The organism is Stenotrophomonas sp. BR163 (assembly GCF_047520985.2).
Lineage (GTDB): Bacteria > Pseudomonadota > Gammaproteobacteria > Xanthomonadales > Xanthomonadaceae > Stenotrophomonas > Stenotrophomonas sepilia.
On record NZ_JAXBRE020000007.1, the window covers coordinates 106,247 to 124,629 of the forward strand.

General features: G+C 65.5%; 15 protein-coding genes, 1 tRNA gene and 1 pseudogene. 6 read left to right on the top strand and 11 right to left on the bottom strand.

All coding sequences use genetic code 11. From position 1 onward, the window contains the following. Positions 1-25: 25 nt before the first annotated feature. Positions 26-202, bottom strand: a pseudogene (locus ACM0PY_RS08365) (dsDNA nuclease domain-containing protein); the annotation flags it as partial. Positions 203-812: 610 nt separating this feature from the next. Here ACM0PY_RS08365 and ACM0PY_RS08370 point away from each other — a divergent pair. Continuing rightward, positions 813-1,802, top strand: coding sequence for a hypothetical protein (locus ACM0PY_RS08370; protein ID WP_180895435.1), 990 nt, complete (start codon positions 813-815; stop codon positions 1,800-1,802). Between the two features lie 265 nt (positions 1,803-2,067). Continuing rightward, on the top strand, positions 2,068-2,439 hold the full coding sequence (locus ACM0PY_RS08375; protein ID WP_219633518.1) for a PRTRC system protein C: 372 nt from the start codon (positions 2,068-2,070) through the stop codon (positions 2,437-2,439). Here the strand turns inward: ACM0PY_RS08375 and ACM0PY_RS08380 are convergent. From ACM0PY_RS08380 to fdnG, 10 genes are all read right to left on the bottom strand, one after another. Further along, positions 2,356-2,895 (bottom strand): nucleotidyl transferase AbiEii/AbiGii toxin family protein, encoded by a 540-nt coding sequence (locus ACM0PY_RS08380; protein WP_235646785.1) that lies wholly within the window; start codon positions 2,893-2,895, stop codon positions 2,356-2,358. The two genes, ACM0PY_RS08375 and ACM0PY_RS08380, sit on opposite strands and share 84 nt — an antisense overlap. After that, entirely contained in the window at positions 2,892-3,383 is a 492-nt protein-coding gene (locus ACM0PY_RS08385; RefSeq protein ID WP_164262070.1) for a helix-turn-helix domain-containing protein, read from the bottom strand. The genes ACM0PY_RS08380 and ACM0PY_RS08385 overlap by 4 nt, the downstream gene beginning before the upstream one ends. A 70-nt stretch (positions 3,384-3,453) precedes the next feature. After that, entirely contained in the window at positions 3,454-4,533 is a 1,080-nt protein-coding gene (selD, locus tag ACM0PY_RS08390; RefSeq protein WP_180884783.1) for a selenide, water dikinase SelD, read from the bottom strand. Between the two features lie 26 nt (positions 4,534-4,559). Next, positions 4,560-4,655 (bottom strand) — tRNA-Sec (locus ACM0PY_RS08395). Positions 4,656-4,679: 24 nt separating this feature from the next. After that, positions 4,680-6,611, bottom strand: coding sequence for a selenocysteine-specific translation elongation factor (gene selB, locus ACM0PY_RS08400; RefSeq protein WP_180884785.1), 1,932 nt, complete (start codon positions 6,609-6,611; stop codon positions 4,680-4,682). Next, positions 6,608-8,032, bottom strand: a complete 1,425-nt coding sequence (gene selA / locus ACM0PY_RS08405) for an L-seryl-tRNA(Sec) selenium transferase (protein ID WP_180884787.1) — start codon at positions 8,030-8,032, stop codon at positions 6,608-6,610. The genes selB and selA overlap by 4 nt, the downstream gene beginning before the upstream one ends. A gap of 3 nt (positions 8,033-8,035) precedes the next feature. Further along, complete coding sequence (gene fdhE / locus ACM0PY_RS08410) at positions 8,036-9,019, bottom strand: formate dehydrogenase accessory protein FdhE (protein ID WP_134972345.1); 984 nt, start codon at positions 9,017-9,019, stop codon at positions 8,036-8,038. A gap of 548 nt (positions 9,020-9,567) precedes the next feature. Further along, positions 9,568-10,215, bottom strand: a complete 648-nt coding sequence (locus tag ACM0PY_RS08415) for a formate dehydrogenase subunit gamma (RefSeq protein WP_180884789.1) — start codon at positions 10,213-10,215, stop codon at positions 9,568-9,570. Continuing rightward, positions 10,212-11,129, bottom strand: coding sequence for a formate dehydrogenase subunit beta (gene fdxH / locus ACM0PY_RS08420; protein WP_111178726.1), 918 nt, complete (start codon positions 11,127-11,129; stop codon positions 10,212-10,214). Before fdxH ends, ACM0PY_RS08415 begins: the two co-directional genes overlap by 4 nt. Positions 11,130-11,139: 10 nt before the next feature. Continuing rightward, complete coding sequence (gene fdnG, locus ACM0PY_RS08425; RefSeq protein WP_141653593.1) at positions 11,140-14,208, bottom strand: formate dehydrogenase-N subunit alpha; 3,069 nt, start codon at positions 14,206-14,208, stop codon at positions 11,140-11,142. A 290-nt stretch (positions 14,209-14,498) separates the two neighbouring features. Between fdnG and gmk the strand changes: the two genes are divergently transcribed. The 4 genes from gmk to ACM0PY_RS08445 all read left to right on the top strand — a co-directional run bounded on the left by gmk (position 14,499) and on the right by ACM0PY_RS08445 (position 18,377). Then, positions 14,499-15,164: a guanylate kinase gene (gmk, locus tag ACM0PY_RS08430; protein WP_005410878.1), complete on the top strand. Its 666-nt coding sequence runs from the start codon at positions 14,499-14,501 to the stop codon at positions 15,162-15,164. 110 nt (positions 15,165-15,274) lie between these two features. Next, a complete protein-coding gene (gene rpoZ / locus ACM0PY_RS08435) occupies positions 15,275-15,574 on the top strand; it encodes a DNA-directed RNA polymerase subunit omega (protein ID WP_005410877.1) in 300 nt (99 codons plus the stop codon). Positions 15,575-15,680: 106 nt separating this feature from the next. Then, the gene (locus ACM0PY_RS08440; protein ID WP_005410876.1) at positions 15,681-17,843 is read left to right on the top strand and encodes a RelA/SpoT family protein; all 2,163 of its coding nucleotides are present in this window, start codon (positions 15,681-15,683) and stop codon (positions 17,841-17,843) included. Between the two features lie 147 nt (positions 17,844-17,990). After that, positions 17,991-18,377 (top strand): RidA family protein, encoded by a 387-nt coding sequence (locus ACM0PY_RS08445; RefSeq protein WP_134970376.1) that lies wholly within the window; start codon positions 17,991-17,993, stop codon positions 18,375-18,377. Positions 18,378-18,383: the final 6 nt, after the last annotated feature.

The window sequence follows — 18,383 nt, forward strand, 5'->3', positions numbered from 1 at the left end:
AGGGGCCGAGGTGATCCCGGCGTGACTTGACTTGCACCAGCGTTCTAGCGGTGGCAGATCTCAACTCCAAGTCGTCGCCTCCCTCCGGGAAAACCGAGCCGTGGTGGCCTTGGCCCGAATATTCCTTGGCACAGAAGTAAACTGCCACCGCGTCTTGGTATCGGAATCCTCGTCCTGCGTGAGAGCCAGCTCTTGTCAACACGTCACATCTTCCTTTGCGATGGGCCTTGGGGCTGTGCTTGTCTTCCTATGCACCTCAAACAGTCGACTGTCACCGAAACGGCCTAGTCCAGTGTGTCGTTCCGTGAAAACGTGGAAGGACCGATGACGAATTCTAAGCGCCTAGATCCTGTAGATGGCGGATCTTTTCCATATGCTCCACCACCAGCCACAAATGCCTAGAGTAGTGTCACGAGCCTCGCACTTCCCTAGGCGGGCATTCCGCGAACGAGAGGGGCGATTTGGCTGAGCCCGGGAACCTCATTTGGCGATGGATGCATTGGGTACACTGGCTCGAAAACCGAGAGTCCCTCGGATGGCCGCATGACCCTTGGAGCACGAGCAAAATGGTCAATGTCCTGAGTCGGGAGTTTGGTAAAGGGTTGACGTTGGGTGTTCCTGCGGGTTGGTGCGTCGGCGGACCGGAACTCGATGCTCAGCTCTGAGGACAGGAAGATGAAAGTTGATTCATGCTTGAGCGGAGGGGTTTGATCTTGGGGATTCTCATCGCATCCAATCGCCTTGGGTGGATACCCAAAGAATTTCGGCTCGCGCACGAGTACTGCTTCTTTCTGCATGATGAGGTCGCTCGGATGCTCGTGGAGTATGAGGCTGCCGACGCATCGACAGTTTCCCTTAAGTTTGAAAGCAGGGAACAAGGCAGGAGGTTCCGCAAGCTCGCCAAGAAGCACGACACGCTGGCAGCTATGCGTGAGCTGGGTCTGCACTCGGAGGCAAGGCGCGTCATCTTGAATCAGATCACGGCTGCAATGACTTCCGACTGCGCACATCACATCTTCGAGTCGCTGAGGTGTTTCGAGAAGCGGAAGTTCGTTCCGGGATTCAATCTACTCCGGAAGCCCCTTCTGGATAGCCTGATGTACCTATCTTGGATGGTGGCGGATGAAGATGGATTCTATTCCGCATTCGCGGCTGGAGATCCCACCAAGCTCACCCAGAAACTACTCGGCAACCGCCGCAGAGAGATCCTATCTTCCGCAATCGCCAAGATTGGCCTCTCCGATCTTGTCTCCGCGGAGGAACTGATCTCTGCCGTCTTCGATGCGGGGAATCCATACGGTCTCTATGGATTCTTCCAGCACGCGGTTCATCTGATCACTGTTGAGCGAATCGAGATCAGGACATCACCGGAGAACTTCAACTTCATCTTCAAGGACCCAAGCGATGACGGCTTGTACGAGACCCTCTACATGGCGCTCCCCACGGCGCTGCTCTATCTCTCGCATGTGATCATGGCGCTTCATGAACGAGTCGCAGCGCCTGATGAGGGCGCTAAAGCAGCGTTTGCTTTCCGCACAACGAATATGTACAGGTGCTTGCATCACAAGGGATATGCGGAAGCTTTTTCAGCGCTGATGGGTGAGATCCTTTCGCCTCGCATCACATGCCCCAGTTGCTCATCGCCGTTGAAGGTTACGATGCATAACGTTCCGCTGCTTCTGCTCGCTGAATCGTTCAGATGTACGAGGTGCCAGCGCCGGAGCGCGTTTCCACTCTCATGGGCCTTCGGACAGCCATTCTCACTGGCGGAATCGGAAGAGGTTCCGACGATAGGCGCCTGAGAAGTCATGTGATGAATAGGATTGGCCTGGAGTGGGCTCTCCCGCCATTGATCCTGCATGAGATGAGGTATCAGGATGAGCGGACAGGCACTGACATAGGAGTATGCTGCCGCCAAAGGCACTGTCCAATCCACCTGCCAGGCGATTTCGCACCTCGTGTCGACGACCGGCCGAGCCCTACGTCATGCAAATGATCCGGTTGGACGTAGGCCAGCTCCGGCACGCCCGTGCCCAGCACATTGATCAGCGCTGCCGGGAGGTGAACTTGCCGGACGTACCCGGATTGGAGCCGAAGGCATTGCGCGATCTGTACGGCGCGCAGTATCCGGAACTTCTCAGTGCAGAGATCGACGTGGGGCCGTTGGCCGATGGAAAGCAGGAGTTCGTCTTCCGCAAGGCGGTCGGCACCAAGGGGGCCGGGGGGGGCAAGCATCTGGCCGCGTTCGCACGCGATCTCCAAGCGCAGGATGAGGGCCGCACGCCGCCGATCGACGCCGGTCTGTCTTCCGTCCTGGAACGACGAGGCGTCGGACGCGCCTCGGGCGCGTGGAGTTTATTGGCCGAGGCGGCACCTGCGCAAAACGAGCGTCCGGTTCGGCTGGCGCTCCCCAGTGACGTACTCCCGCCGCTGCCATGACCGCGACGCTGGTTCTGCCCCGTGTGTCGTCCGATTCCCGCGATGGAACATTTTCTTGGCGATGATTTCCGCCGACGTTTCCACCCGTATGCGCTGACCATCGATCGTCCATTCCTCCCAGACATCATCGAGAAGATTGGGAGTCGCGACGAAATCTACCTCGCCTTCCTCGAACTGAAGCTTGACCCAGGCGCTGGGATCTTCGCTGTAGTCGCCGGTCAGGTTTGCGGCCACATCGCTCAAGCGGGGAGTGACAAAGCCCAGGTACTGGGGGTTCGGCATGAAGATGTCGATGTCCTTGCTGAGTCGGTGCCGATGTCGAAACATCAGTACCGTTCCGCCGCCCAGCGTCCAGAACGGATCGATGACGCCGCCGTGGCGGCGAATCTCCTCGATGAGGACCAGCGCTCGGGGCAGCAGCGCCTGCCAGGCGCCGGCAGGCAATTCCCGGTTCACATCCACAGGTCCTTGCGATGGGCAGAAAGCGTGTTGGCCATCTTCGCCACGTTGCGCCAGATGCGCCGTGGTGGCAACTGCGCGGCGATTGCAGCCTCCTCGACTGCCATCACCATCATGGCGGGAGGGGCTTCATCCAGCAGGTGCGCCATCTGCGCTGCATAGGTCGATGGAACCTCCCCGCTGACCAGCACGCGGGCCAACTCGCCGGCCGTCAGTTCGCTCGCGTAACTCACGTTCGCGGTTCGTGCGGCCATTTTCAGGCCTTGCTTGCGCAGCCGGTTTTCGGTGCTGGGTGCCGGAACATCCAAGCCCAGCACGGCCATCAACTGTCCCACGCGATTGACGCCCAGGTCGCTCAGGGTGCCCCCTTCCAGGCCGACCACCGTTTGCCGGGAAAGGCCGCTGAGATGAGCCAGTTGGCCTTGCGACAGGCCAAGTTCCTCACGCCGGGCACGAACCGCCTTGCCGATGTCGATCAGGTTCATGGCTTGAGTGTCCAATATTTTGGACATAATTCAAGTGTCCGGGAGCGGCGTGTTGGCAAACCTTCACGTCTCAAACCACGCTGACGCCCGGCGCGCCTTCGCCCAATCGCCCCACCACGGCCGCCTGGCCGAACCCTGCGTCGTGGAAACAGGCGAGCACCGCATCCACCGCTTCCGGAGCACAGGACACCAGCAGCCCACCGCTGGTCTGTGGGTCGGTCAGCAGCGGCTGCCAGTGTGCCGGCAACCCATCGGCGAAACGCACCTCCGCACCATACGAGGCCCAGTTGCGGTCGGACGCGCCGGTCAAGCAGCCGCGCTGCAGCAGCTCCAGGGCCTGAGGCAGCAGCGGCACCTGTGCGCTGTCCACCTCCGCAGCGACACCACTGGCGCGACACACTTCCAGCAGGTGGCCGAGCAGGCCGAAACCGGTGACATCGGTCATCGCGTGCACACCGTCCAGCGCGGCCAGGGCCACGCCCACGGTGTTCAGGCGGGTGGTCGACGCGATCATCTGCTGGTAGCCGTCGGCGTCCAGCACTTCTTTCTTCAGCGCCGACGAATACACGCCCACGCCCAACGGCTTGCCCAGCACCAGCACATCGCCGGCGCGGGCATCGGCATTGCGCCTGAGCCGCTGCGGGTCGAGCACGCCGATCGCGGCCAGGCCATAGATGGGTTCCACCGAATCGATGCTGTGGCCTCCAGCGACCACGATGCCGGCTTCGGCGCAGGCACGCTCGCCGCCCTGCAGGATGCCGCGGATGGTCTCCTGCGGCAGCGTGTTGATCGGCATGCCGACGATGGCCAGCGCGAACAATGGTCGTGCCCCCATCGCGTACAGGTCCGACAGCGCGTTGGTGGCGGCGATGCGGCCGAAGTCGAACGGGTCGTCGACAATCGGCATGAAGAAATCGGTGGTGGCGACGATTGCCTGGCGGTCATCGAGGCGGTACACCGCGGCGTCGTCGCTGGTCTCGCGGCCGACCAGCAGTTCGGCCGGTGCCGGAAGCGCTGGCACGCCACGCAGCAGTTCGGACAGCACGCCCGGCGCGATCTTGCAGCCGCAGCCGCCGCCGTGTGCCAGCGAAGTCAGTCGTTGCGGGGCATCGGCCGTTGAAGGGGCGGGGGACTGCGCGTGCGTGGCCATGCCGACATCTCCTGCGGAAACACCAATGGCGGAAGGCAGCAGGAGTCGAACCTACCAGGGAACGATCGACGCCCCCTACTGGGTTTGAAGCCCAGCCGCATGCCCGGATGCGCATGCCTTCCGAAAGTACGGCGGCACCGGTGGGCTCAGTCGCGGGCTGCGTTCCACTGCAGGTCGCCGCGCGGCCGATGCTGGTCACCGACGCGTCGAGTGTAGCCAACGCGGTTGAAGAACTCCAAGATCTGGATGCTGCGCTTGCGGCCCAGGCCGATGGCATCGCGGAAGGTGGCCGCATCCACCGTGCCGGTGGCCTGCGACAGCTGCGCGACGATCGCGGCCAGCTCGGCAATGCGGGCCGGTGCATAGAACAGGTCCGGCACTACCTGGAACAGTTCGCCACGCGCGGTAGCGCGGCGCAGGACGGCGCGGACCTCGTCTTCGGCCAGACCAACGCCGGTGGCCAGCGTGCGCACCCACGGTGGATCGAAGCGACCGGCGTGCAGCTGCGGCAGCACGCGTTCGAGCAGAAGTCGTTCGCGTTCCGGTGGCGCATGGTCATGGCCGGGCAGGCGCCACCAAGCGCCCACGCGCTGCACGCTGCCGTCGTCCAGCAGGCCCTGCAGCAGGGCATTCCACAGGCTCGCTGCAAGCGCGGGCAGCGTACTGCGCTGCAGGCGCCCGCTATCAACACCGGGTTCATCCGGACGTCGCTCGTGCCAGCTGCGCAGCGACATGGTCACTTGTTCGCGAAGCGCCTGCCAGTGCGAAGCAAGGATGACCACCGTGTCTTCGCGGGTGACGATGCGCCGTGTGTCTGCAGGCAGATCGATCCGGTCGGCCGCGCGCCGGCAGTAGCGTTGCAGGGCGGCCATGGCGATGCCGAAGGAAGCCTGCTGCAACAGCGGGCCGATTCCCGCACCTGTGGCCAGCTGCTCCAGTGCGCCCAGCCAGGCGAGCCGTGCCGGGCTGCGCCGGCGCCGCTGTGGTGGGTCCGGATCGAGCACGATGCCACCACCCAGCGTGCGGATGGCCGCTGAATCACGGGCGATGAATCGATCACCGCACATCGCGCAGACCGGTGCATCGAACACCAGTTGCACCAACTGTCCGTCGCCATGATCGACATCCTCCAGCAGCACCACATGGGCCTGCCGGTGCATCGTGCCCCAGTGGATGTGCAGCGGCGCCCAGTCGCGCAACGGTGCGGCCAGTGCGGAAAGCCGCAGGCGCACGTCGACGCGACGGGTCGCCAGCAGGGCGCGCGGGTCGGCGATCCAGTCGCCACGGTGGATGTCGTCGCGGGCGATGGCAGCCAGGTTCAACGCGCAGCGCTGCCCGGCCATGGCGTGTTCGCTGGGCTGGTTCTGCGCGTGGATGCTGCGTACGCGCACGTCCGTGGCGGCCGGCATCAGCTGCAGATGCTCACCCACGGCAGCGATGCCGCCGTGCACTGCGCCGGTCACCAGCGTGCCGTGGCCGGCCAGCGAGAACACGCGGTCCACCGGCATGCGGAACAGCTCGCCGCGCAGTTCGGCCTGGCGCGTGTTGGCGTCGTCCGACGCCCACGCGTGCAGCCGGGTACGCAGCGTGTTGATGCCGGCATCATTGGGCGCCGTGCTGTTGCAGGCGAATACGGGGGAACCCTGCAGCGGCGTTCCGGCCAGCAGCGCGGCGATCTCGATCTCGACCCGGGCGATGCGCGCGGCGTCCACGCGGTCGATCTTGGTCAGGGCGACTGCACCGCGATCCACGCCCAGCAACTGCAGGATTGCCAGGTGCTCGCGGGTCTGCGGCATCACACCGTCGTCGGCGGCGATCACCAGCAGGGCGACATCGATGCCGGTGGCGCCGGCCACCATCGTATGCACGAAGCGTTCATGGCCCGGCACATCGACGAAACCCAGCGTCGCCTCGGCATTCCCTCCGCCTGTGTTCTCCACCGGGACATAGGCATAGCCCAGCTCGATGGAGATGCCGCGCGTGCGTTCTTCCTGCAGGCGATCGGTCTCGATGCCGGTCAGTGCGCGCACCAGGCTGGTCTTGCCATGGTCGATATGCCCGGCGGTGCCAACGATCATGCCTGCAGCGTGCTCCATTGCGCGAGGAAGGCGGCTTCGTCGGTGGGTTCCAGGCAGCGCAGGTCCAGCCAAAGCGCGTCATCGGCAATGCGGCCCAGCACCGGCCGCGGCAGCTGGCGCAAGCGCTTGGCCAAGCGATCCAGCCCGCCGCGGCGCGCGCTGGTAACGCGCAGTCCGGCGCTGGCCAGCTGCGCCTGTGGCTGCGCGCCGCTGCCGATCTGGCTGTACATCGAAGCCCGTTCAAGCGCGTAGTCGGCGGCCAGCGACGCGCGCATCGGCTGCAGCAGGCGGTGTGCCTGCTCGTCGATGTCATCCCGCAGGCGCGAAAGGCTGCGCAGGGTCGGCAGCCGCAGTGCCAGCAGTTCCGGTTCGCGGTACAGGGCCAGCACGGCTTCCAGTGCGGCCAGGCCCATCTTGTCCATGCGCAGCGCCCGCTTGAGCGGGTTGCGGTTGATCCGCGCGATCAGGTCGGCGCGGCCGGCGATGATCCCGGCCTGGGGGCCGCCCAGCAGTTTGTCGCCACTGAACGAAACCAGATCGGCGCCGGCCGCCAGTGCTTCCTGCACGGTGGGCTCGTGCGGCAGCCCGAAGGCCGCCAGGTCGCACAGGCTGCCACTGCCCAGGTCCACCACCAGTGGCAGGCCGTGCTCGTGCGCGATCGCAGCCATTGCCGCAGTGTCGACCTTGGCGGTGAAACCGGTGATCGCGTAGTTGCTGGCATGCACTTCCATCAGCAACGCGGTACGGGCGCCGATGGCATGGGCGAAGTCGGCCGAGTGGGTACGGTTGGTGGTGCCCACTTCCAGCAGTCGCGCGCCGGCGCTGCGCATCACATCGGGAATGCGGAAGGCGCCGCCGATCTCCACCAGTTCGCCGCGCGAGACGACCACCTCGCGGCGGTTGGCCAGGCTGTTGAGCAGCAGCAGGACCGCCGCCGCATTGTTGTTGACCACGGTGGCGGCTTCGGCGCCGGTCAGTTCGCAGACCAGCGCCTGCACCCGTGCATCGCGGTCGCCGCGGCGGCCGCGGGTGATGTCGAATTCCAGATCGACCGGCGCTGTCATTGCGCGGGTGACCGCCTGCACGGCGACATCGGGCAACAGGGCGCGGCCCAGGTTGGTGTGCAGCACGGTGCCGGTCAGGTTGAAGATCGGCTGCAGGTCCAGCCGTGCATCGGCCGCCAGTGCGGCGTCGAGCGCCGCGACCAGCGACGGGCCGTTGATGGCCTGTTCGAGGCGTTCGGCCGAGAGCTGCGCGGCGCTGATACGGTCGCGTAGTTCCTGCAGGTGTGCGCGCAGCAGTTGGGTGATGCGGCTGCGGCCGTGGCGTTCGATCATGGCCGACAACGCAGGCAGGCGCAGCAGCCGGTCCAGCGAAGGCAGGGCGGCGGCCGATGCCGGTGTGGCGTGCGAGCGTGGCATAGGTCAGTCGCCGTCGGATTGCCACAGCAGCGGGTTCTGGCTGGCGCGCGCATAGCCTTCCTCGGCCAGCAGCAGGTCCAGCGCCAGCGTGCCGAGGTCATCGGCCACCGGCTCCAGTGACGGATCTTTCTCCAGGTACAGGATCTTGCGATAGCTGTGGCAGTGGTCGCAGGTCTCGGCGCGCACCGCACTCTCGCGCACCGCCTCGCCGCGGTCACCGTCCACATCGGCCAGGGCGCGATAGGCAATGTCCTTGCCTGCGGCGCCGCACTGGCTGCACTGCACGCGCACGTAATGCCACTGGCAGGCACACAGCGAGCACGACAGGTAGCGATAGGCGGCGTAGGGCGGGCGCGCCTGCACCACGCTGGCCACCGGCATCGTGCCACAGAGCGGGCACAGCCCTGGTGCATCGGCCAGCGGCTTCAGGTCGGTCGGATGGAAGCTGGCGGCGAGCACCGCCCAGTACACCTGCAGCGCGTTCATCACCAGCAGCGCAGCGACGGCGTCGACTGAGGGCGCGTCATCGCGTTCCAGCACCGCATGCGCCTGTGCATCCAGCCACGCATCATCAGCAGCCGCGACGCGTTGCAGCTCCTGCCGGGTTTCCACCGGTAGGCCCGCTTCGTCGGCACAGTGCTGGCACAGCGTGCGCAGCCAGTCGTGCCAGCGCGCATCCAGTTGCAGCGCGTTGGCCGGCCGCAATGGCATGCCGGCGCCGGCCGCCGCGCTCGACTGCTGTGCACGCGCCTGTGCCTGCAGGTCCTCGCGTTGCTGCGGTGTCAGATCCTCCAGCAGCGCCTGCTGTGCATCGGCCAGCGCCGCCAGCAGCTGCAGGTAACCACCGATGGCACTGTGCGCAGCCAGGCTGCGCAGGCGTGCCGCGCGTGTGGCGAACAGCGACTCGGTATCAGGCAGGATGATGCGCGGCACATCGCGCGAGGCGAGCGTCTCGATCTCACCAGGTTCAAGGATGCGTTGCGCCATGCAGGGCCAGCCAGAAGAACCAGGCTCCATCCTCGCTGTTGTCGGCGCTGGCGTCCAGCGTGTTGCCGGCCAATTGAAAGGTTGGGGTCAGATCCGTTTTCCAAAGGAAAACGGATCTGACCCCATCGGTTGTTGAAAGTGGATCCCGAGCGTTGGTCGGGATTCGATCAGTGCCGACCAACGGTCGGCACCCACCGACAGATCGCGGCCAACTGTCGAAGGCGGGGTGGGGTCGGTTGCGGGGGCGTGAGCCGCATGGGCCCGAGGCATGCCTCGGGCGGGTTGGGCAGGACGCCCAACCCCGGTCTTGCCGTGTGCGCGGGACAGCGCACACGAGCAAGCGGCGACCGAGCTTACATGGGTGAGGGCGCTTTGCTTGCGAAGCACTGCTTCGCAAGCGCCCGAACGCACAGCCGCCAGCGGCTGGGCCGGGCCCTGGAGGGGTACTTGCAGCGTCCCCCGCAACCGGATCCACCCCGCCATCTCACGGATAGCCGCTGTTGCTGTTGCCTTGGCTTGAAGCGGGTGCAGGGCCGCAGGCCCTGCCGCTACCCCTCTTCCCGCCGCCCGCGCAGGATGTCCCGGAACCACTGTCGGTGGTGCTTGTACGCCCACCCATAGGTCACCTTGCCCTGGGTCATCGCCCGCACCGACCCCTTGATCCAGAGCGCCGCATAGATGTGCACCACGATCGCGCAGATCAGCACCCAGCCGAACAACGCATGGGCGAGCACCGAGAAGCGGATCACCCCGATCGGGAAGAAGTGGCTGAAGTACTGCCGCCAGATCACGAAGCCGGTCAGCAGCAGTGCCGACAGGCAGCCGATGATGGCCCAGAACAGCAGCTTCTGGCCGGCATTGAAGCGACCGACCGGTGGCAGCTTTTCATCCTCGTTGCGCAGTACGTCGCGCATGCCACGCATCCACGCGCGGTCGTCGGCGGCCGGCAGATTGTCGCGCCACATGCGCAACGCCAGCAGCGCAAAGCCCACCACCATGGCCAGGCCGATGAACGGATGCAGGATGCGCGTCCACGGGCCGCCACCGAACAGCTGGGTCAACGGGAACAGGGCAGGGTGGAACAACGCCAGCCCAGACAGCGCGGTCAGCACGAAGCAGATCGCCACGATCCAGTGGTTGATGCGGGTCGGCGCGCGGTAACGGATGATCTGCCGCGGGTGCGGGGCGTACTTCATGGCCGCTGCTCCTCTTCGATCTTCTTCGCCTCGTGCTCGGCTTGTTCTTCTTCCTCGTCATTGACCGTGTTGCGGCCGATGCCGATGTAGTGCAGGAAGCCAGCAAAGGCCGTGGCGGCGATCGCCAGCACGCCCAGCGGCTTGGCTACGCCCTTCCAGACTTCCACCATCGGGCTGATGCGCGGGTCCTTGGGCAGGTCGGCGTAGAGCTCGGGCTTGTCCACATGCTGCAGCACGTACATCACGTGGGTACCGCCGACGCCCTGCGGGTCGTACAGGCCGGCGTTTTCATAGCCGCGTGATTTCAGGTCTTCCACGCGTCCGGCGGCGTGCTCGGTCATCGCCTGTTTGCTGCCGAAGGTGATCGCCCCGGTCGGGCAGGTCTTCACACAGGCCGGCTCCTGGCCGACCGCCACCCGGTCCGAACACAGCGTGCACTTGTAGGCCTTGTGGTCCTTCTTGGAGATGCGCGGTACGTCGAACGGGCAGCCGGTCACGCAGTAGCCGCAGCCGATGCAGTTCTCTTCCTGGAAGTCGACGATGCCGTTGGCGTACTGGATGATCGCGCCGGGCGACGGGCAGGCCTTCAGGCAGCCCGGGTCGCTGCAGTGCATGCAGCCCTCCTTGCGGATCAGCCACTCCAGCTTGCCCTTCTCGTCCTCGTACTCGCGGAACTTCATCACCGTCCACGACTGTTCGCTCAGGTCGGGCGGGTTGTCATAGCTGCCAACGCAGCTGCCGACCTCGTCGCGCAGGTCGTTCCACTCCATGCAGGCGACCTGGCAGGCCTTGCAGCCGATGCACTTGCTCACGTCGATCAGCTTGGCGACCTGGCCGGTGTGCGCACCGCGCGCCTCCGGTGAGGGCGTGGTGGTGGCCGAGCGGCGGATGATGTCCAGCGATTGCAGTGACATGGCGTTTCTCCTACACCTTCTCGACCTTGACCAGGATGCACTTCGATTCGGGCGTCTGCGAGTTGCCGTCACCGATGGCATTGGTCAGCGTATTGGCGATATATCCGGGCTTGGCCGCACCGAGGAAGCCCCAGTGGATCGGCACGCCCACCTGGTGCACGGTCTTTCCATCGATCTGCAGGGCCTTGATCCGCTTGGTCACCATCGCAACGGCTTCGATATGGCCACGCTTGGAACTCACCCGCACGCGGCTGCCGTTGGTGATGCCCAGCTCGTCGGCCAATGCCGCGCCGATCTCGACGAACTGCTCGGGCTGGATGATGGCGTTCAACTTGCCGTGCTTGGTCCAGAAGTGGAAATGCTCGGTCAGGCGGTAGGTGGTGGCCACATGCGGGAACTCGTCCGGCGAACCGATCTGTGCACGGTCGCTGGCGAACACGCGTGCCGCCGGGTTGTTCAGCGTCAGGGCCTGGCCGGGGCTGAGCGGGTTGCTGCGCAGCGGCGTATCAAAGGGCTCGTAGTGCTCCGGGAACGGTCCCTCGGCCATGCCGGCCTTGGCGAAGAAGCGGGCGATGCCTTCCGGGTTCATGATGAACGGGCCCATCCCGCCGGCGGGATCTTCGTCGGCCTTGAAGTCCGGCACGTCCACGTTGCCCCAGTTCTTGCCGTTCCAGGCCAGCAGCGTGCGGCGCGGATCGAAGGGCTGGCCGGCCACGTCGCACGAGGCGCGGTTGTACATCACGCGGCGGTTGGCCGGCCACGCCCAGGCCCAGCCCAGCGTGTTGCCGATGCCGGTCGGGTCACTGTTGTCACGCCGCGCCATCATGTTGCCGGTCGGACCCCAGGCGCCGATGTAGATCCAGCAGCCGGAGGCGGTGCTGCCGTCGTCGCGCAGGTCGCCAAACGCGGCCAGCTGCTCGCCGGCCTTGCGCACCAGCCTGGTCGGGTCCTTCGGATCGAACACGTCCACGAGCGCCTTGCCGTTGTATTCCATCGCCAGTTCTTCCGGCGTCGGCAGCTCCGGGTTGGCGTACTTCCAGGCCAGGTCGCGCACCGGCTCCCACCACGCACCGCCATCCTTCTCGTACATCGCTTTGATGCGATGGAACAGCTCGGACATGATCTCGATGTCGCTGCGCGCTTCGCCCGGCGGGTTGGCCCCCTTCCAGTGCCACTGCAGCCAGCGCGAGGAATTCACCACCGCACCGTTCTCCTCGGCGAAGGAGGTGGTGGGCAGGCGGAACACTTCGGTCTGGATCGTGCTCGGGTCGACGTCGTTCAGTGCGCCGTGGTTCTGCCAGAAGGCGATGGTCTCGGTTTCCAGCGGATCCATGCTGACCATGAACTTCAGCTTGGAGAACGCGCTGATCAGCTTGCCCTTGTTCGGCGCCGAAGCCAGTGGGTTGAAGCCCTGGCAGATGTAGCCGTGGATCTTGCCCTCGTTCATCAGCTCGTACGCCTGCAGCATGTCGTACGGCTTGTCGAGCTTGGGCAGGTAATCGAAGCACCAGTTGTTGTCGGCGGTGGCAGCATCGCCCCACCACGATTTCATCAGACTGACGTGGAACTTCGGGTAGTTCTGCCAGAACGACATCTGGTTGGCGCGCAGGGGCTTCTGCGTGCGCTTGGCGATGTAGGCCTCGTAGTCCTGCTCATCCTGTTTCGGCAGCGTCAGGTAGCCGGGCAGCAGGTCGGACATCAGGCCGATGTCGGTCAGGCCCTGGATGTTGGAGTGCCCGCGCAGCGCGTTCATGCCACCACCGGCCACGCCGATGTTGCCCAGCAGCAGCTGCACCATGGTGCCGGCACGCACGTTCTGCGCGCCGATCGAGTGCTGCGTCCAGCCCAGCGCGTACAGGATGGTCATCGCCTTGTCCTTGCCGGCGGTGGACGCGATCATGTCCCACACCTGGCGGATGCTGTCGGCCGGCGTGCCGCAGATGCGCTCGACCATCTCCACGGTGTAACGCGCGTAGTGTTGTTTCAGCAGGTTGTAGACGCAGCGCGGGTCCTTCAGCGTCGGGTCGCTGCGCACGAAGCCATCGTCACCGTAGGCGTAGTCCCAGCTGGAACGGTCGTAGCTGCGCTTCTCTTCGTTGTAGCCCGAATACAGGCCGTCCTTGAAGGCGAACTCGTCCTTCACCAGGAACGACATGTCGGTGTAGTTCAGCACGTACTCGTGCTGGATGCGGTCCTCGGTCAGCAGGTAGTTGATCAGGCCGCCCAGGAACACGATGTCGGTACCGGTGCGGATCGGCGCGTACACGTCGGCCACCGCGGCCGAGCGGTTGAAGCGCGGATCGACCACGATCAGCCGGGCCTTGTTGTGGGCCTTGGCCTCGGTCACCCATTTGAACCCGCACGGATGCGCCTCGGCGGCGTTGCCACCCATGATCAGGATCAGGTCGGCATTCTTGATGTCGACCCAGTGATTCGTCATCGCACCACGGCCTAGCGTCGGGGCAAGACCTGCCACCGTCGGGCCGTGTCAGACACGTGCCTGGTTGTCGAATGCCAGCATGCCCAGGGAGCGGACGACCTTGTGGGTCAGCACCGCGGTTTCATTGCTGGTGGCCGAGGCCGCCAGCATGCCGGTGGTCAGCCAGCGGTTGACCGTCTGCCCGGCTTCGTTCTTCTGCACGAAGTTGGCATCGCGGTCTTCCTTCATCAGCCGCGCGATGCGGTCCAGCGCATCGTCCCAGCTCAGCCGCTTCCACTCGTTCGAGCCCGGCGCGCGGTACTCGGGGTAGAGCAGGCGCGACTTGCTGTGGATGATGTCGGCCAGGCCGGCACCCTTCGGGCACAGCGTGCCGCGGTTGACCGGATGGTCCGGGTCGCCCTCGATGTGGAAGATGCTCGGCTCGGCGTTCTTGGCGCCATCGCCGAGGCTGTACATCAGGATGCCGCAGGCCACCGAACAGTAGGTACAGGTGTTGCGGGTCTCGGTCGCGCGGGTCAGCTTGTATTGCCTGACCTCCGCGAGCGCGATGCCGGGCGCGAAGCCCATCAGTGCCAGGCTGGAGCCGACCAGGGTTGTCCCGGTCACTTTCAGGAACTGGCGGCGGCTCATCGATGGCATGCCGTTCTCCTGGGATGGCGGGGAGGCGCAGGCCTCCGGGCTGTCGTTGGGTACGGGCCGGTTATAGCACAGGCCTCCGGATGCCCATGTGGCACAAGGCGCGGCGCCTGCCGGACGGGCCCGGAAAGGGCCTGCTCTGGTAAAGTTGCGTGCCCGCCCCCTGGGGAAGCGTCTGCCGGGCCTGGTTCCAGGATGTTCCGCGCAGCCCCCGCCGTCCTGGCGCGATCCTCCGCGCCGGATCTGGAACACCGAGGAAAAATTTTGCGAAATCAACCAATTGGGTTCCGCGCATGAGCGCCCCGTCGAAGCCGTCGGACGCCGTTGCGCGTGGCACGCTGTACATCGTGGCCGCCCCGTCCGGCGCCGGCAAGAGCAGCATCGTCAACGCCACCCTGGCGCGTGACCCGCAGATCGCCCTGTCGATCTCCTTTACCTCGCGCGCGATGCGCCCCGGTGAGGTGAACGGCCAGCACTACCACTTCGTCAGTGCCGAGAAGTTCGAGCAGATGATCGCCGCCGGCGACTTCTTCGAGCACGCCTGGGTGCACGGCGACTGGAAGGGTACGGCCCGGCAGTCGGTGGAACCGCAGCTGGCCGCCGGCCAGGACGTGCTGCTGGAGATCGACTGGCAGGGCGCGCAGCAGGTGCGCCAATTGGTGCCGGGCACGGTCACCGTGTTCATCCTGCCGCCGTCCAAGCAGGCGTTGCAGGACCGCATGCGCAAGCGCGGCCAGGACAGCGAAGCGGTCATCGCCCAGCGGCTGGGGGCAGCCCGCGATGAAATGCTGCACTTCAACGAGTTCGACTACGTCATCGTCAACGAAGTGTTCGACACTGCCGTGGACGAGCTGTGCGCCATCTTCACTGCCAGCCGCCTGCGCCGGGAGGCCCAGAAGGTCCGCCACGCCGGCCTGATCCAGGCGCTGCTGACCCCCGATCCGGGTGCAACTGACTGATTCCAAAAGAATCGGGTAGGGGTTGGCTTGATTTTGTCCAGCCCCTGCCAGTATACTCCGTCCCCTTTCCCTCATTCGACTGAGCGGCCGACCGGTCGCCGGGAGCCCGTATGGCCCGCATCACCGTAGAAGATTGCCTGGAAGTCGTTAACAACCGTTTCGAACTGGTCATGATGGCGTCCAAGCGTGCCCGCCAGCTCGCCAACGGCGTGCAGGCCACGCTGGACAACAGCGAGACCGAGGACAAGCCGACCGTGCTGGCGCTGCGCGAAATCGCCGCCCGCAAGATCGACAACGCCCTGATCGACGAAGTCGAGAAGGCCGAGCGTGAGCGCGCCGAGCGCGAAGCGCTGGAGTGGGCTGCCGCCGAAGTGGTCGCCGACGAAGACATGTCCAAGAACGACGATTGATCGCATCGATCAACGTAATCGTTGGATACACCGAACAGCCCGCCCCGTGCGGGCTGTTTCGCATTCAGGATTTGCCGTAAACGTCGCGCTGGAATAGGCTTCGGGCATGAACCCAGGCCCCACTGCCAAGGTCGCCGCAGCCCCCGCTGCCGCCGTACCCGACTACGTCCTCCAGCTTGAACGCGCCGCCCATTACCTGCCGCCGGAACAGCTGCCGCTGTTGCGCCGTGCCTGGGAAGTCGGGGCCTCCGCGCACGCTGGGCAGACGCGCAAGTCGGGCGAGCCCTATATCACCCATCCGGTGGCCGTTGCCCAGGTGCTGGCCGAACTCGGCCTGGACGTGGAAGCGCTGATCGCCGCGATCCTGCACGACACCATCGAAGACACCCCGCTGACCCGCGAGGCGCTGGCCGCCGAGTTCGGCGAAGCCGTGGCCGAACTGGTCGACGGTGTCACCAAGCTGGACAAGCTGAAGTTCCGTGACCGCCAGGAGGCGGCCGCCGAGAGCTTCCGCAAGATGCTGCTGGCGATGTCGCGCGACCTGCGCGTGATCATGATCAAGCTGGCCGACCGCCTGCACAACATGCGCACGCTGGGCGCGCAGAGCCGCGAAGCGCGTGGCCGCATCGCCCGCGAGACGCTGGAGATCTACGCGCCCATCGCCCAGCGCCTGGGCATGAGCCTGGTCAAGAGCGAGCTGCAGAACCTGGGGTTCAAGGCGCTCTACCCATGGCGCCACGCCATCATCGAAAAACACATCCGCAGCCAGCCGGTGGTGCGCCGCGAAGCGATGGCGCAGGTGGAAGTGCAGCTGTCGCAGCGACTGGCCAAGGAGGGGATCGAGCATCGGCTGATCAGCCGCATCAAGACCCCGTGGAGCATCTACAACAAGATGCGCGACGAGAACAAATCCTTCGACCAGGTGATGGATGTGTTCGGCTTCCGCCTGGTCGTGCGCAGCGTGCCCAGCTGCTACCACGCGCTGGGCTCGGTGCACGCCACCTTCAAGCCGCTGGATGGGCGCTTCCGCGACTTCATCGCGATTCCCAAGGCCAACGGTTACCAGTCGCTGCATACCGTGCTGTTCGGGCCGTATGGCTCGCCGATCGAGGTGCAGATCCGTACCGAGGAAATGGACCTGATCGCCGAACGCGGCGTGGCCGCGCACTGGACCTACAAGTTCGGCGGCGATTCGCCCAACAGCGCACAGAGCCGTGCCCACGCCTGGATCGTCGAGCTGATCGACTCGCAGCGCGCCGCCGGTTCCTCGCTGGAGTTCCTCGACAACGTCAAGGTCGACCTGTTCCCTGACGAGGTCTACCTGTTCACCCCGAAGGGCAAGATCCTGGCGCTGCCGCGCAACTCCACCGCGCTTGATTTCGCCTACGCCGTGCATACCGACGTGGGCAACATGGCGGTGGCCTCGCGCGTGGACAAGAAACTGGTGCCACTGCGCACCAAGCTGGTGTCGGGGCAGTCGGTGGAGATCATCACCGCTCGCTCGGCCACGCCGAAACCGCAGTGGCTGGAATTCGTGGTCACCAGCAAGGCGCGCACCGCCATCCGCCACCAGCTCAAGCAGCTGGAGCACGAAGATGCCGTGCAGCTCGGCCATCGCATGCTCGACCGCGCGCTGGAAGCGATGGATTCGTCGCTGGAGCGCCTGCCGAAAGGCCGCCTGGATGCGTTCCTGGCCGAACACCGCTTCCCGCGCCTGGAAGCGCTGCTGGCCGAGGTCGCACTGGGCAACTGGATGCCGACCCAGGCCGCGCAGGCGCTGATGGCCTACGCTGAACTGCGTGGCGGCCCGCATTCGCGCCACCACTCGCAGGAGAAGATCCTGATCAACGGCAGCGAACGCGGCGTGGTGACCTTCGCCGGCTGCTGCCAGCCGATACCCGGCGACGAGATCATGGGCTACCACACCGCCGGCAAGGGCATCGTGGTGCACCGCATGGACTGCCCGAACCTGGCCGAGCTGCGCAAGTCGCCCGAGCGCTGGGTGCCGATCGGCTGGGACACCACCGTCTCCGGCGACTACGACACCTCGCTGGTGGTGGAAGTGGAAAACGGCACCGGCGTGCTGGCGCAGCTGGCCGCCGCCATCGCACAGAGCCATTCCAACATCGAGCGCGTGGACTACCTGGATCGCGACTTCAACGCCGCCGTGCTGGCGTTCAACATCCAGGTGCGCGACCGCAACCACCTGGCCGAAGTGATGCGCCGCCTGCGCCGCCTGTCGGTCGTGCAATCGGTACGCCGCCAGTAGATCCACGCCATGCGTGGATGACGTTCCGCGCACACGACGCACGGGGTCGGATCCGTTTCCCGCCGGGAAACGGATCCGACCCCAGCCGATGCCGCGCCCAGCCGGTACAATCACCGCTCTGTTTTCCCCCAAGCACCGGAGCGACCCATGTCCCGCCAGATCATCAACACCGAAAAGGCTCCCGCCGCCATCGGCCCGTACTCGCAGGCCGTGCGCGCCGGCAACACCGTGTATTTCTCCGGCCAGATCCCGCTCGACCCGGCCACCGGCGACATCGTCGGCGCCGGTGACGTCGAAGCACAGGCCCGCCGCGCCTTCGACAACCTCAAGGCCGTGGCCGAAGCCGCAGGTGGTTCGCTGGACAAGGTCGTGCGCCTGGGCCTGTACCTGACCGACCTGGGCCAGTTCGCCAAGGTCAACGCGGTCATGCAGGACTACTTCCAGGCCCCGTACCCGGCCCGTTCCACCATCGAAGTCTCCGGCCTGCCGAAGGGCGCCAGCTTCGAGGTCGACGCGGTGATGGTCATCGACTGACCGCCA

Bases quoted from the DNA above. Each gene is read 5' to 3' on its own strand.
- fdhE (WP_134972345.1), bottom strand. From the start codon at position 9,019: ATGGCGCAACGCATCCTTGAACCTGGTGAGATCGAGACGCTCGCCTCG.
- ACM0PY_RS08370 (WP_180895435.1), top strand. From the start codon at position 813: ATGCTCGTGGAGTATGAGGCTGCCGACGCATCGACAGTTTCCCTTAAG.
- selA (WP_180884787.1), bottom strand. From the start codon at position 8,032: ATGCCACGCTCGCACGCCACACCGGCATCGGCCGCCGCCCTGCCTTCG.
- ACM0PY_RS08415 (WP_180884789.1), bottom strand. From the start codon at position 10,215: ATGAAGTACGCCCCGCACCCGCGGCAGATCATCCGTTACCGCGCGCCG.
- fdxH (WP_111178726.1), bottom strand. From the start codon at position 11,129: ATGTCACTGCAATCGCTGGACATCATCCGCCGCTCGGCCACCACCACG.
- selD (WP_180884783.1), bottom strand. From the start codon at position 4,533: ATGGCCACGCACGCGCAGTCCCCCGCCCCTTCAACGGCCGATGCCCCG.
- ACM0PY_RS08445 (WP_134970376.1), top strand. From the start codon at position 17,991: ATGTCCCGCCAGATCATCAACACCGAAAAGGCTCCCGCCGCCATCGGC.
- ACM0PY_RS08385 (WP_164262070.1), bottom strand. From the start codon at position 3,383: ATGAACCTGATCGACATCGGCAAGGCGGTTCGTGCCCGGCGTGAGGAA.
- selB (WP_180884785.1), bottom strand. From the start codon at position 6,611: ATGATCGTTGGCACCGCCGGGCATATCGACCATGGCAAGACCAGCCTG.
- gmk (WP_005410878.1), top strand. From the start codon at position 14,499: ATGAGCGCCCCGTCGAAGCCGTCGGACGCCGTTGCGCGTGGCACGCTG.
- ACM0PY_RS08440 (WP_005410876.1), top strand. From the start codon at position 15,681: ATGAACCCAGGCCCCACTGCCAAGGTCGCCGCAGCCCCCGCTGCCGCC.
- rpoZ (WP_005410877.1), top strand. From the start codon at position 15,275: ATGGCCCGCATCACCGTAGAAGATTGCCTGGAAGTCGTTAACAACCGT.